The sequence below is a fragment of the Kitasatospora sp. NBC_01287 genome (assembly GCF_026340565.1).
Lineage (GTDB): Bacteria > Actinomycetota > Actinomycetes > Streptomycetales > Streptomycetaceae > Kitasatospora.
The window spans coordinates 2,855,635-2,869,205 of sequence record NZ_JAPEPB010000001.1; the positions used below are offsets into that span (position 1 = coordinate 2,855,635).

The following is a 13,571-nucleotide window of genomic DNA, read 5'->3' on the forward strand; positions in this document are numbered from 1 at the left end:
GGCTCACTGCCCGCTCAGCGCCCGCGCCCGCGCTCCTGGCGCCACTGCTCCCAGGCCCCCAGCCAGGCCTGCTCGGCCGACTCCAGCTCCTCCGCGGCGGCCGGCTCCTGGTCGGTGGCCGAGCGCCTGCGGGCCAGCTGCTCCCAGGCCCGCTGCGCGGGCAGGCTGGGCACCTGGCTGGCGAAGGCCGTGTAGCGGATCACCTCCTCCAGCGCGGCCCGCCCCTCGGTGCCGCCGACCAGCCAGTCGGCGCGCTCGGCCAGCAGCAGCAGTTGCCCGACCATCGAGCCGACCGCAGCGTAGGCCTCCGGATAGCTCTCCGAGGCGTAGTGCATCTGCTGGCGCACCGCGGCCTCCCACTGCTCGGGCTGCTCGGCGACCCGCAGCCGGCGCGGCATCCGGGTGCGGCCGCGGGAGAGCCGGTACGCCTGGTGGGCCAGCGCGCGCTCCACGCTGAACTCCAGCAGCGCCCGGTGCGCGTCCAGCCCGGTGAGCGCCAGGTGGCTGCGCTGCAGCCGGGCCAGGCGGTGCCGGCGGCGCTCGGCCACCTGGCGCAGCAGCTCGGTGCGCCCCACCGTGAAGCGCTCGTGCTCCGGGTCGGCCAGCTGCTCCAGCTCGATGTCGGCGGGGTCGACGCCGCGGCCGCAGACCAGCACCACCGAGCCGTGGAGCAGCAGCTTGCCCGCCCAGACCGTGCGGGCCCTGGCGGCCGTGCCGCTGCCCGCGCCGCTCTCCTCGTGCAACTGCACCGCCGTGGGCTCGCCCATCACGCTGATCCACTCGCGCAGCGCGCGCACCCGGCCGGGGCTGTCCCCCTCGTCGATGCCGAGCTGCTCGTAGACCCGGTCCCGCTCGCGCTCGACCAGCTCCTCCAGCTCGGGCAGCGGGGCGTAGCGCTCCACCCCCGGCTGGTAGGTGCGCACGGTGACGTACGGGCCCTCCAGCGAGGTCCAGTCGCCGGAGCGCAGCTCGATCCAGGTGATCTCGCCGTTGTGGGCCTCGTAGCCGCTCATCGCGTCGCTGTCGGCGCCGGCACCGGGCGCCCGGTCACCGCTCCGGGCGCCGTGGCCGGCCCGGTCCACGGCGTAGAGCGGGAATTCCAGCTCCGCGAAGACCTGGCGGACGTGCCGCTCCTGCTGCGCGCGGTACTCCTCGTCGGCGTGCTCGGCCTGCTCGGCGTGCTCGGCCACCGAGCAGCTGCCGGGCCCTGCTCCGGGCCCTGCTCCGGGCCCTGATGCGCTCCCGGCGCCGGGCGGCACGGCCACGTCATCGGGCTCAGCGGCCCAACTGCCGCTGCTGATCGTCACCTTCGCCGCACCCCCGGGGTTCGCCGTCGTTCGGTCCGCGGTCGCCGCGAGCCGGGGAGCCCGGTCGGCGGACCGCGTTCGCCCACGATACGGGCGCGCGACCTGCTGGGCCATCAGCTTCCCTCGTACGGTTGGCAGATACCCGCTCCCGGCCCGCCACGCGCGGATCGGCCCTATCTTGTGGGTGCCGCTGCCTACGCTGAGCGGCATGACGACCACCAACACCGGCGGCGGCGCGGTGCCCGCCCGGATCAGCATCATCACCCTCGGCGTCGCCGACCTGGCCCGCAGCAGCGCGTTCTACGAGGCGCTCGGCTGGCCGCGGGCCTCGGCCTCCAGCGCGGAGATCGTCTGGTTCCGCACCGCGGACTCGGTGCTCGGCCTCTTCCCGGCCGACGAGTTGGCCGCCGACGCGGGCATCCCCCCGATCGGCGAGCCCGCCTTCCGCGGCGTGACGATGGGGATCAACCTGGAGTCGGAGCGCGCGGTGGACGAGGCGATGACGGCGGCCGTGGCCGCCGGCGCCTCGGTGGTCAAGCCGCCTAAGGCCACCAGCTGGGGCGGCTACAGCGGCTACTTCGAGGACCCCGACGGCCACCTGTGGGAGCTGGCGCACGCCCCCGGTTTCGCCTTCAGCGGAACGGGACAGCTCGTTCTCCCGTAATCACGGGTATGGAGTCCAACCGCTACCACCTCACCAGCAACTGGCAGCTGCCCGCGCCGCCCCGAACCGTCTACCGGGCGCTGCGCGACGTCGAGCACTACCCGCGCTGGTGGCGCGAGGTGCGCGAGGTGAGCCGGCTGGACGACCGCACCGGGCGGCTGCGGATCCGCTCGGTGCTGCCCTACGAGCTGCTGCTGACCGCCCGGGAGCGGCGCCAGGACGAGCACCCCGCCGGGCGCGGCGGGGTGCTGGAGGCCGAGCTGACCGGGGACCTGGTCGGCTGGTCCCGGTGGACGGTCGCGCCCGACGGCGCCCGGGGCAGCCTGGCCGTCTTCGAGGAGGAGGTGAGCGGCGGGGCCACGCTGATGCGGCTCTTCGCGCGGCCCGGGCGCCCGTTCTTCCTGGCCAACCACGCGCTGATGATGCGCTCGGGCCTGCGCGGGCTGCGCCGCCACCTCGCCGCGCGGCCCACCGACTGAGCCGCGCGGCCCACCTACTGGCGTGACACTGCCGTGACCTCGCCTACTGCCGCGACCGCGCCTTGAAGGCCGCCTTGCGGGCCTCCTTGGCCACCTGGCGGTCCAGGTGCAGCTCGCCGACCGCCTCCAGCACCTGCGCGGTGTAGGGGTGGTCGACCCGCCACAGCTCGCCGAAGAAGCTCGCCGGGTTGTCCGTCACCGGCATGCCGGAGATCAGCTCGCGCAGCAGCTCCGCGTCACCCTCGCCGTCCAGCAGCTGGGCGGCGAAGGTGTCCACCGTGGTCCAGAGCACCATCGAGCGGTTCGGCGCGGGCACGTCCGCGGCCCCGCGCGAGACCAGCCAGGCCCGCGCGCCACCGCCCAGCTCCGGATCCTCCAGCACCTCGCGGGCGGCCGGCTCGGCGGCCTCGCCCAGCTCCCCCAGCGCCAGCTGGGCGAGCATCCGGCGCAGCGGCGCGGTGCGGTCGGTGCCGCGGGCGGCGGCCAGCAGCTCGCGGGCGGCGGGCAGCGGCTCGCGGTCCGCCAGCCAGACCCGGATCTCCTGCTCGGGCAGCACATTGGCGGCCTCGGCGATGCCGCCGAGCAGCGCGGCCGCGTCGCCGGTGGCCAGCTCGCCGATCAGCGGCGCCTCGAAGCCGTCGTCCAGCAGCCACTGGCGGATCCCGTACTGGCCCAGCGGCGTGAGTCTGACCAGGCCGAACCGGGCGGCCTCGGCCTCGTCCAGGGCCCGTTCGGCGTCCTGGGCGGCCGCCTCCTCCGCGCCGAGCTCCGCCTCCTCCTCGTCGAAGAGGTCCGGGTCGATCGGCTGGTACTCCAGCAGCCCGATCTCGGCCAGATCGGCGAGCATCGGGTCCAGGGCGACCATCACGTCGGTGATGTCACCGAGCATCTCCTCGTCCGGCTCCTCGCCCTCGGGCACCACCAGCAGCGCGGCCAGCACCCCGAGCGGCACCGTCTCCTGGCCGGGCTCGGCGAAGGCGGTGGTCTCGTAGAGGACCTGCAGCGCCTCGTCCAGCAGCTCGGCGGCCTCCTCCTGAACCTCCTCGAACTGCGCGAGCAGCTCCTCGGCCCGCTCGTCGTCGGCCCGCTCGCCGGCGTCCGGCTCGGCGTCCAGCGGCTCGATCTCGACCGCCAGCTCCGCGATCACATCGGCGGCGGAGAGCCACAGCTCCAGCACCGCCTCCGGGTCGCCGGCCTCCACCGGGGCCAGCTCCTGGCTGGGAGCCGCCGCGCGGTTGCCCGCCTCGTCGTGGGCGACCAGCACCAGCTCCAGGTCGCCGGCCAGCGACCAGGCCCGCATCGCCTCCAGCACCGCCTCCTCGGCGACCTCGCCCTCGGCCGGGGCCAGGCCGAGGAACCGGGCGGCCTCCTCGCGGTCGGCGTCCAGCAGGTCGCCCAGCTCGTCCACCGGGCGGGTGGGCGCGCTCCAGCGGGCCAGCTTCACCGCGCGGTCGATCAGCGGCACGGCCAGCGCGGCCGCCGCCAGCTCCGCCTCGGGCAGCAGGCGCACGGGCGGGACCAGCACCGAGAGGTCGTCCAGGTCCTCCTCCGGATCGGATCCGTGCGCGCCGTAGAGGTCGGCAAGCTCGAAGTCGGCGGGCAGCAGACTCTCACTTCCGGGCAGCGCGTCCGGCCCGGTCGCCGACGGGTGGTCAGGGTTCTTGCGGCGTCGTCCGGCCATCAGGCGCGAGCTCCTAGCGAGGATCGGGGCTGCATACTGCAATCAGCGTTGCGATCAGCGTATCGGCCGAGCCCGCGGCAGCGTCCGACCTACGGGGGGCGCGCGCCACCCGTGTACGCCGTTGCCGCACCACCCCGTATCCTTCCTCTCGACCCCGTGCACACCCCGCGCGCGGTCACGCCTGGGCAACGATGCCCGGCGCACCACAGCACACCCCGCTCCACCACGGTTCTCCCGCACCCACGGCCACCACCACAGCGCCACCGGACGGGCGCGTCGGCGACGCATGCCGACCCGCGGTGGCGCCCGGCCACAGGAGACCCCTGCCATGGCGGACCTCTCCCCTGCCGGTTCCGGCCTGCCCACCGCGCAGCTCACCGGCACCCGGCTCTCGGAGGCCCTGCTCCCCCTGGAGCTCGCCCCACGGACCCAGCTCCAGCTGGCGGCCGTCAGCCGCTGGAACGCCCTGCGCGGCATCCGCGTCGGCCTCTGCGCCGCCGCCCTGCTACTGCTGCTGATCGGGGCCAACCTGGCCACTCCGGTCTACCCGCTGCTGCAGCAGCGCCTGGGCCTGACCGCCTTCGACACCACGCTGCTCTTCACCGTCTACGTCTTCGCCCTGGTCCCGGTGCTCGCCGCGGTCGGCCACTGGTCGGACCTGCTGGGGCGGCGCGCGCTGATCCTGCCCGCCGTCTGCCTGGCCGCCAGCGGGGACGCCATCTTCGCCACCGCCGACTCCTTCGGCCAGCTGGCCGCGGGCCGTGCCGTGCAGGGCATCGCGGTGGCACTGGCCACCGGCGCGGCCGGCGCCGCGCTGGGCGACCTGCTGCCCGACCACCCGACGCTGGCCGCCAAGCTCACCCTGGCCTGCTCGGCCGGCGGCGTCGCGCTCGGCCCGGTGGTGGGCGCCTCGCTGGCCGGCGGCGCGCACCCGTTGCTCACCCCGTTCCTGGTGCACGCGCTGGCGCTACTGGTGCTCTGCGTGCCGCTGGCCCTGGTGCACCCGCGGATGCCCGGCGCGCGCCGCCCGCAGGACGCGCCGCCGCGGATCACCGCACCACTGCACCTGCGCCCGCGCCGCCTGGTGCTGCCCGCCCAGGGCCGCCGCGCCTTCCTGCTCGCGGCCGGCACCGGCTTCGTCTCCTACGCCGTCTTCGGCGTCTACCTGAGCCTGGCCCCCGCGTTCTCGGCCGGCCTGCTGCACACCCACTCCCGGATGGTCGGCGCCGTGGTCGCCGCGCTGCTGCTCGGCTCCTCCGCCCTGGCCCAGTTGCTGGTGCCGCCGACCCGCGACCGCCGCGTCATCGCCCTGGGCATGACCGGCCTCGCCCTCGGCCTGACCCTGGTGGTCACCGCGGAGTACGCCCACCAGCCCGCGCTGCTCTTCGCCGGCAGCGTGCTCGGCGGCGCCTGCCAGGGCATCGCCTTCCGCTCGCTCTTCACCACGGCGGTGGCCGCCATGGACCCGGCGCGGCGCGCGAGCGAGATGAGCGCCCTGTGGGTGATCGTCTACCTCGGCAGCTCACTGCCCATCGTGGCGGTCGGCGCGCTCTCCCAGCACTACGGCCTGCTCCCCGCCGTCAGCGGCTTCGCGGTGCTCGCCGCGGCCGCCTGCGTGGGGCTCGCGGGGGCGGTACTGCGGCGCGAGCGGGCCTGAGCCGGCCCGAGTCGGCGGTCCAACCAGGGCCGGGAGCAAATGAGTTGCCGACGGGCGCAGCTGACGTACAGTCAGCTGCGCCCGCCCGTTCCCCACCCGCGCGAAAGGCCCGTCGTGCACCTGAAGAACGGCATCCCCTGGTCCGTGTCCCTGGGCACTTCCGCCCCGGCGGCCGCCGCCCTCGCGATCCGCGCCGCGCTCCGGCCGGCCGACCCGCCCCCGACTCCCACCGAGGCGCTCCTCACCATCGACTCCCCGCCCCAGTTGGTGCTCGACCGGCCGCCGGCCGCCACCGAGGCACTCATCGCCGAGTGGCGCTCCTGGTGGGCCGTGGCCACCCGCGGCGAGGCGGAGGGCCCGATGTCGCCCGGCGGCGTGCTGGGCGAGATCGTCGACGCCAACGAGGAGACCCTGCGCTCCTGGACCGCCGGCCACAAGCGCACCCTCGCCGACCTCGCCCGCGAGCGCGGCCGCCCGCAGCTGGCCGGCGCCGTCCGCGCCCACGAGGAGCGCACCGGCACCAGCCTCGGCGAGTTCCACCTCAAGCTGATCGCCGTCCCGCTCGCCGCCCCCGTCCTGCTGCCGCTGACCGAGCAACGCCTCCTGGTCAGCCTCAACCTGGTGCGGGACCGCGCCGCGTTGAACGAGCGGATCATCGCCCACCTGGCCGACTGACCACGGCGGGCTCAGGCGGACCAGGGGCGCCAGAGATCGGCGGGGATGTCGACGCCGAAGGGCTCGGGCAAGCGCACCAGCTCGCCGAACTCCCAGGCTCGCCACTCCCTCCCTGGTCACGACCGCCAGCTTCGCCCAGGACAGGCGGACACACCGCTGCCGCGTGGATCATTCCCCCGAAGGAGCGATCCACGCGGCAGCAGGTTGACACGCCACGAACCTCAGACGTTGAAGCCCAGCGCCCGGAGCTGCTCGCGCCCGTCATCGGTGATCTTGTCCGGGCCCCACGGCGGCATCCAGACCCAGTTGATCCGCAGGTCCTGGACCAGGCCGTCGGTGGCGGTCTTGGCCTGGTCCTCGATGACGTCGGTCAGCGGGCAGGCCGCCGAGGTGAGCGTCATGTCGATGGTGGCCACATCGGACTCGTCGATGTGGATGCCGTAGATCAGGCCCAGGTTGACCACGTCGATGCCCAGCTCGGGGTCGACCACGTCCATCAGGGCCTCGGTGAGGTCCTCGACGGAGACGGTGCCGGCGGTGGTGCCGACGATGACGGTCGGGCCCTCGGCCTGGGCGGCCGCCTCGCCGTCCGTCTGGGGGGCCGGGGTGCCGGCCTCGGTGTCACTCATGCTCAATCGGTCCTCGTCAGTTGTTGATGGCCGGCTGCTCGGCGAGCGCCTTCGCGGTGGCGTCCTTCCAGGCCATCCAGCTGAGCAGCGCGCACTTGACCCGGGCGGGGTACTTGGAGACGCCGGCGAACGCGACCGCGTCCTCCAGCACCTCCTCGTCGCCCTCGCCCTGGCCCTTGCTCTGCATCAGCTCCAGGAAGGCCTGCTGGATCAGCTGGGCCTCGCCCACCGGCTTGCCGACCACCAGGTCGTTCAGCACCGAGGCGCTGGCCTGGCTGATCGAGCAGCCCTGCGACTCGTAGGAGACGTCCGCGACGACCGTCCCGTCGAGCCGCACCCGCAGGGTGATCTCGTCCCCGCAGGTCGGGTTGACGTGGTGCACCTCGGCGTCACCGTCGCGCAGCCCCTTGCCGTGGGGGTTGCGGTAGTGGTCCAGGATGATCTCCTGGTACATGGAGTCGAGCTTCATGGCGCCGTCACCCCTCAGCCGAAGAAGTTGCGGACGTGGTGCAGGCCGTCGATCAGCTGGTCGACCTCGCCCGGCGTCGAGTACAGGTAGAACGACGCCCTGGTGGTCGCCGGAATTCCGTAGCGCAGGCAGACGGGGCGCGCGCAGTGGTGGCCCACCCGCACCGCGATGCCCTGCTCGTCCAGCACCTGGCCGACGTCGTGCGGGTGGATGTCGCCGAGCACGAAGGAGATCGCGGCGCCGCGGTCCACGGCCGTGCGCGGGCCGATGATCCGCAGGTCGGGGATCTCCTGCAGGCGGGTGACCGCGTACTCGGTGATCGCGTGCTCGTGCGCGGCGATCTTCGCCATGCCCACGTTGGACAGGTAGTCGATGGCCGCGCCGAGCCCGACCGCCTGGGCGATCGGCGGGGTGCCGGCCTCGAACTTGTGCGGCGCGGGGGCGTAGGTGGACGAGCCCATGGTGACGGTCTCGATCATCTCGCCGCCGCCGAGGAACGGCGGGAGGTCCTCCAGCAGCTCCTGGCGGCCCCAGAGCACGCCGATGCCGGTGGGCGCCAACATCTTGTGGCCGGTGAAGGCGACGAAGTCGGCCTCCAGCGCCTGCACGTCCAGCACCATGTGCGGCGCGGCCTGCGAGGCGTCGATCAGCACCAGCGCACCGACGTCCTGGGCGCGGCGCACGATCGCCTCGACCGGGTTGACGGTGCCCAGCAGGTTGGAGACCAGCGTGAAGGAGACGATCTTCGTCTTCTCGGTGATCAGCTGCTCGATGTTGGACAGGTCGAGCCGGCCCTCGTCGGTCAGCCCGAACCACTTCAGCTTCGCGCCGGTGCGCTGCGAGAGCAGCTGCCACGGCACGATGTTGGAGTGGTGCTCCATCTCGGTGATGACGATCTCCGCGTCCGCGTCCACGCGGTACGGCTCGTCGGCCCAACCGAGCATGTTGGCGACCAGGTTGAGCGACTCCGAGGCGTTCTTGGTGAAGATCACCTCGTCCCGGCTCGGCGCGTTGATGAACGCCGCGACCTTGTCCCGGGCGCCCTCGTACAGCGCGGTGGCCTCCTCGGCCAGCACGTGGACACCGCGGTGGACGTTGGCGTTGTGCCGCTCGTAGTACGCGTTGAGCGCGTCCAGCACCTGCCGCGGCTTCTGCGAGGTGGCCGCGTTGTCCAGGTAGACCAGCGGCTTGCCGTCGTGCAGCACCCGCTGCAGGATCGGGAAGTCCTTGCGGATCGCGTCGGTGTCGAGCAGGCCGGCCAGCGTCGAGCCGGGATGAATGGTTGTCACTCGGAAGCGCCGCCCTTCACGTAAGCCTCGTAGCCCTCGTTCTCCAGCTTGTCGGCCAGCTCCGCGCCACCGGACTCGACGATCCGGCCGGCCGAGAAGACGTGAACGTAGTCGGGCTTGATGTACCGCAGGATGCGGGTGTAGTGCGTGACCAGCAGGGTGCCGACCTCACCGGAGGCGGTGACCCGGTTGATGCCCTCGGAGACCTGGCGCAGCGCGTCGACGTCCAGGCCGGAGTCGGTCTCGTCCAGGATCGCGATCTTCGGCTTGAGCAGCTCCAGCTGGAGGATCTCGTGGCGCTTCTTCTCGCCGCCGGAGAAGCCCTCGTTGACGTTGCGCTCGGCGAAGGCCGGGTCCATCTGGAGGGTGGCCATGGCCTCCTTGACCTCCTTCACCCAGGTGCGCAGCTTGGGGGCCTCGCCGCGGATCGCGGTGGCCGCGGTGCGCAGGAAGTTGGAGACCGAGACGCCGGGGACCTCGACCGGGTACTGCATGGCCAGGAAGACGCCGGCCCGGGCGCGCTCGTCCACCGACATCGCGAGCACGTCCTCGCCGTCGAGCAGCACCTCGCCACCGGTGACGGTGTACTTCGGGTGCCCGGCCAGGGTGTAGGCCAGGGTGGACTTGCCGGAGCCGTTGGGGCCCATGATGGCGTGGGTCTCGCCCTGCTTGACCGTCAGGTCGACGCCGCGCAGGATCTCACGGGGACCGCTCTCGGTCTCGACGGAGACGTGCAGGTCGCGGATTTCAAGGGTTGCCATGCTCAGGACTCCTGGGTGACGGAGACGAGCACATCGTCCCCTTCGATCTTTACGGGGTAAACGGGGACCGGCCGGGTGGCGGGCAGCCCCGAGGGCTTTCCGGTGCGCAGGTCGAACGCGGAACCGTGCAGCCAGCACTCGATCCGGCAGTCCTCGACCTCGCCCTCGGAGAGCGAGACGTTCGCGTGCGAGCAGATGTCGTTGATCGCGAACACCTCGCCACCGGTGCGGACGACCGAGATCGCCAGACCGCCGCCCAGCTCGACGCGCTTGGGCGAGTCCTCGCCCAGCTCGTTGAGCGAACAGACGCGGACGTACGCGGCGCCGCCGGCTCGCTCGCTCATGCCACGCCCGCCAGCTCGGCCTCGATCTTCTCCATCAGGGCGTCGTGGAGCTCGGCGACCCCGATCTGCTGCACCAGCTCCGCGAAGAAGCCGCGCACCACCAGGCGGCGCGCCTCCTCCTGCGAGATGCCGCGCGACTGCAGGTAGAAGAGCTGCTCGTCGTCGAAGCGGCCGGTGGCGGAGGCGTGGCCGGCGCCGACGATCTCGCCGGTCTCGATCTCCAGGTTCGGGATCGAGTCGACCCGGGCGCCGTCGGTGAGCACCAGGTTGCGGTTGTGCTCGTAGGTGTCGGTGCCCTCGGCGGCGGCGCGGATCAGCACGTCGCCGACCCAGACCGCGTGCGCGTCCTGGCCCTGCAGCGCGCCCTTGTAGACCACGTTGGAGCGGCAGTGCGGGGTGTCGTGGTCGATCTGCAGGCGGTGCTCCAGGTGCTGGCCCGCGTCGGCGAAGTAGAGGCCGAAGAGCTCGGCCTCGCCGCCGGGGGCCGCGTAGGTGACCCGGGGGTGGATCCGCACCAGGTCGCCGCCGAAGGTGACCACCACGGACTTGAACGAGGCGTCCCGGCCGACCAGCGCGGTCTGCTGGGCGGCGTGCACCGCGTCCCGCTCCCAGTCCTGGACGGAGACGAAGGTGAGCTTGGCGCCGTCGCCGACCAGCAGCTCGACGTTGGCCGCCCGGGTGCCGCTGCCGGTGTGGTTCAGCACCACGACGGCCTCGGCGAACGGCTTGACGTCGATCACCACGTGCGCGAAGCGGACGCCGCCCTCGGCGCGCACGTCGACGCGCACCGGCTCGGTGAGCACCGCGTCCTTGGGGACGGTGACGACCAGCGCCTGCTCGAAGGCGCTGAACGCCTGCGCGGCGACCCGGTCGACCGGCTTGCCGGCCTTGCCGATCCGCGCGTCGTCGCGGCCGACCAGGTCGGCGGTGACGCCCTCGGGCAGCGAGAACTCGATCTTGTCGGTGCCCGCGGCACCCCCCGCCCGTTCGGCCGCGGTGCCGTCGTGCAGGCCGGCCAGGCGGTGCATCGGGGTGAACCGCCAGTCCTCCTCGCGGCCCGTGGGCACCGGGAAGTCGTTCACGTCGTACGAGGGCTTGACCGCGACGCGGGCGTCGATCGGCTGCTGCACGGAGGCCCGACCGGTGCCGGGACCGGCCAGCTGCGCGCCGGCGCCGGCGGTACCGACCTCGATCGAGCCGGCGGTGGTGGAGCCGGCGGTGTTCATGGGCGTGTCAGCCATGGCTGTTCGTGTTGCTCTCTTCCTCAAAGTGTGGGTGGGCTCCGGTGGCTGACTGGGCGTCAGCCGACCGAACCCTCCATCTGCAGCTCGATCAGCCGGTTCAGCTCCAGCGCGTACTCCATCGGCAGCTCGCGCGCGATCGGCTCGACGAAGCCGCGCACGATCATCGCCATCGCCTCGAACTCGGTCATGCCGCGGCTCATCAGGTAGAAGAGCTGGTCCTCGCTGACCTTGGAGACGGTCGCCTCGTGGCCCATCGAGACGTCGTCCTCGCGGACGTCCACGTAGGGGTAGGTGTCCGAGCGGGAGATGGTGTCCACCAGCAGCGCGTCGCAGAGCACGTTGGACTTTGCGCCCTTGGAGCCCTCGCCGATCTCGATCAGTCCGCGGTAGGAGGTGCGGCCACCGCCGCGCGCCACCGACTTGGAGACGATGTTGGAGGAGGTGTTCGGCGCCATGTGCACCATCTTGGCGCCGGCGTCCTGGTGCTGGCCCTCGCCCGCGAAGGCGATCGACAGGGTCTCGCCCTTGGCGTGCTCGCCCATCAGGTACACGGCCGGGTACTTCATGGTGACCTTGGAGCCGATGTTGCCGTCGACCCACTCCATGGTCGCGCCCTCGTACGCCACGGCGCGCTTGGTGACCAGGTTGTAGACGTTGTTCGACCAGTTCTGGATCGTCGTGTAGCGGCAGCGGCCGCCCTTCTTGACGATGATCTCCACGACGGCGCTGTGCAGCGAGTCCGAGGAGTAGATCGGCGCGGTGCAGCCCTCGACGTAGTGGACGTAGGCGTCCTCGTCGACGATGATCAGCGTCCGCTCGAACTGGCCCATGTTCTCGGTGTTGATCCGGAAGTAGGCCTGCAGCGGGATGTCCACGTGCACGCCCTTCGGCACGTAGATGAACGAGCCGCCGGACCACACGGCCGTGTTCAGCGCGGCGAACTTGTTGTCGCCGACCGGGATCACGGTGCCGAAGTACTCCTGGAAGATCTCCGGGTGCTCCTTGAGCGCGGTGTCCGTGTCGAGGAAGATCACGCCCTGCTCCTCCAGGTCCTCGCGGATCTGGTGGTAGACGACCTCCGACTCGTACTGCGCGGCGACACCGGCGACCAGGCGCTGCTTCTCGGCCTCCGGGATGCCCAGCCGGTCGTAGGTCGCCTTGATGTCGGCGGGCAGGTCCTCCCAGGACTCGGCCTGCTTCTCGGTGGAGCGCACGAAGTACTTGATGTTGTCGAAGTCGATGCCGCTGAGGTCGGAGCCCCAGGTCGGCATGGGCTTCTTGCCGAACAGCTTCAGGCCCTTGAGGCGCAGGTCGAGCATCCACTGCGCCTCGGACTTCTTCGCCGAGATGTCGCGGACGACCTCCTCGCTCAGGCCGCGCTTGGCCACCGAGCCGGCCGCGTCGGGGTCCGACCAGCCGTACTCGTAGGTGCCCAGACCTTCGAGCTCGGGGTGGGAAACGGTGTCAGTCATGCGGGACTCCTCCGCGCGGACGTAGCGGGTTCTTCGGTGGTCGTACCGGCAGTCGGCGCTGCACCGGTGCCCGGACGGGGCGACGGTGCGGCACCGGGTGCCGGCACATAGGTGGTGCAGACCCCATCACCGTGGGCGATGGTGGCCAGCCTTTGCACATGGGTCCCCAGCAGCTGGGAGAAGACCTCGGTCTCCGCCTCGCAGAGCTGGGGGAACTGCTCGGCGATGTGCGCGACCGGGCAGTGGTGCTGGCAGAGCTGAGCTCCGGCGGGGGCCTTCGCCACCGCGGCGGACGGCACACGCCGCACTGTGGCAGCGTACCCGTCGGCGCTCAGCGCCTCCGCGAGCGCCTCCGTGCGCCGGTCGGCCGAGGCCTGCTCCAGCGCGCCGAGGTAGCGCTGCCCCTGCTTGCCGAACCGGGCCCGGGCGAAGGCGGCGACCGCCTCCTCGCCCGCCGGGCCGCCGCCGACCGCCTCGGCGATCCAGCGCAGCGCGTCGGCGGCGAGCTGGTCGTAGGCCTGGTAGAAGGCGTCCCGACCGGACTCGGTGAGCGCGAACACCTTGGCCGGGCGGCCGCGCCCGCGACTGCCGTAGACCCGCTGCTCGCGGGACTCGACCAGGCCGGCGGCGGCCAGCCCGTCCAGGTGGCGGCGCACGGCGGCGGCGGTCAGGCCCAGCCGGCTGGCCAGGTCTGCGGCGGAGGAGGGGCCGTGGTCCAGGATGGAGCGGGCGACCCGGTCCCGGGTGGCCCGGTGGCCGTCCAGCAGCACCTCGGTCGCGGTCGCGGGCACCGGTGAACCGGGGGCCGACTCGGCCTCCGGCTCCCCCTGGTGCTCGCGCATGTTTTTCACAACACCATTGTTGCGTAATTACTTCCGGACGAACAAGCCGTGATCCACG

Annotated in this window: 14 protein-coding genes; 4 read left to right on the forward strand and 10 right to left on the reverse strand. The window is 72.5% G+C overall.

The window, feature by feature from the left end:
• Positions 1 to 14: 14 nt before the first annotated feature.
• Positions 15 to 1,307, reverse strand: coding sequence for a hypothetical protein (locus OG455_RS11950; protein WP_266292889.1), 1,293 nt, complete (start codon positions 1,305 to 1,307; stop codon positions 15 to 17).
• Positions 1,308 to 1,515: 208 nt separating this feature from the next.
• Here OG455_RS11950 and OG455_RS11955 point away from each other — a divergent pair, with 208 nt between their 5' ends.
• Positions 1,516 to 1,971 carry a VOC family protein gene (locus OG455_RS11955; RefSeq protein ID WP_266292891.1) on the forward strand — a complete coding sequence of 152 codons (456 nt, stop codon included), beginning with the start codon at positions 1,516 to 1,518 and terminating at the stop codon, positions 1,969 to 1,971.
• Between the two features lie 8 nt (positions 1,972 to 1,979).
• Complete coding sequence (locus OG455_RS11960; RefSeq protein WP_266292893.1) at positions 1,980 to 2,450, forward strand: SRPBCC family protein; 471 nt, start codon at positions 1,980 to 1,982, stop codon at positions 2,448 to 2,450.
• Between the two features lie 43 nt (positions 2,451 to 2,493).
• Here the strand turns inward: OG455_RS11960 and OG455_RS11965 are convergent, their stop codons facing one another.
• Positions 2,494 to 4,131 (reverse strand): hypothetical protein, encoded by a 1,638-nt coding sequence (locus OG455_RS11965; protein ID WP_266292895.1) that lies wholly within the window; start codon positions 4,129 to 4,131, stop codon positions 2,494 to 2,496.
• 328 nt (positions 4,132 to 4,459) lie between these two features.
• Between OG455_RS11965 and OG455_RS11970 the strand changes: the two genes are divergently transcribed.
• The gene (locus OG455_RS11970; protein ID WP_266292897.1) at positions 4,460 to 5,788 is read left to right on the forward strand and encodes an MFS transporter; all 1,329 of its coding nucleotides are present in this window, start codon (positions 4,460 to 4,462) and stop codon (positions 5,786 to 5,788) included.
• Between the two features lie 144 nt (positions 5,789 to 5,932).
• On the forward strand, positions 5,933 to 6,463 hold the full coding sequence (locus tag OG455_RS11975) for a hypothetical protein (RefSeq protein ID WP_266292899.1): 531 nt from the start codon (positions 5,933 to 5,935) through the stop codon (positions 6,461 to 6,463).
• A 221-nt stretch (positions 6,464 to 6,684) separates the two neighbouring features.
• Here the strand turns inward: OG455_RS11975 and OG455_RS11980 are convergent, their stop codons facing one another.
• From OG455_RS11980 to OG455_RS12015, 8 genes are read right to left on the reverse strand one after another with little or no spacing between them, the layout of a single operon-like run.
• Entirely contained in the window at positions 6,685 to 7,092 is a 408-nt protein-coding gene (locus OG455_RS11980) for a metal-sulfur cluster assembly factor (protein WP_266292901.1), read from the reverse strand.
• A 16-nt stretch (positions 7,093 to 7,108) separates the two neighbouring features.
• Positions 7,109 to 7,561: a Fe-S cluster assembly sulfur transfer protein SufU gene (gene sufU / locus OG455_RS11985; protein ID WP_266292903.1), complete on the reverse strand. Its 453-nt coding sequence runs from the start codon at positions 7,559 to 7,561 to the stop codon at positions 7,109 to 7,111.
• Between the two features lie 14 nt (positions 7,562 to 7,575).
• A complete protein-coding gene (locus OG455_RS11990) occupies positions 7,576 to 8,850 on the reverse strand; it encodes a cysteine desulfurase (RefSeq protein ID WP_323185476.1) in 1,275 nt (424 codons plus the stop codon).
• Positions 8,847 to 9,611 (reverse strand): Fe-S cluster assembly ATPase SufC, encoded by a 765-nt coding sequence (gene sufC / locus OG455_RS11995; protein WP_266292905.1) that lies wholly within the window; start codon positions 9,609 to 9,611, stop codon positions 8,847 to 8,849. The genes OG455_RS11990 and sufC overlap by 4 nt, the downstream gene beginning before the upstream one ends.
• 2 nt (positions 9,612 to 9,613) lie before the next feature.
• On the reverse strand, positions 9,614 to 9,955 hold the full coding sequence (locus OG455_RS12000; RefSeq protein ID WP_266292907.1) for a non-heme iron oxygenase ferredoxin subunit: 342 nt from the start codon (positions 9,953 to 9,955) through the stop codon (positions 9,614 to 9,616).
• A complete protein-coding gene (sufD, locus tag OG455_RS12005) occupies positions 9,952 to 11,196 on the reverse strand; it encodes a Fe-S cluster assembly protein SufD (protein ID WP_266292909.1) in 1,245 nt (414 codons plus the stop codon). Before sufD ends, OG455_RS12000 begins: the two co-directional genes overlap by 4 nt.
• A 59-nt stretch (positions 11,197 to 11,255) precedes the next feature.
• Entirely contained in the window at positions 11,256 to 12,671 is a 1,416-nt protein-coding gene (sufB, locus tag OG455_RS12010) for a Fe-S cluster assembly protein SufB (RefSeq protein ID WP_266292911.1), read from the reverse strand.
• Positions 12,668 to 13,513, reverse strand: coding sequence for a metalloregulator ArsR/SmtB family transcription factor (locus tag OG455_RS12015; RefSeq protein WP_266292913.1), 846 nt, complete (start codon positions 13,511 to 13,513; stop codon positions 12,668 to 12,670). The genes sufB and OG455_RS12015 overlap by 4 nt, the downstream gene beginning before the upstream one ends.
• Between the last annotated feature and the right edge of the window lie 58 nt (positions 13,514 to 13,571).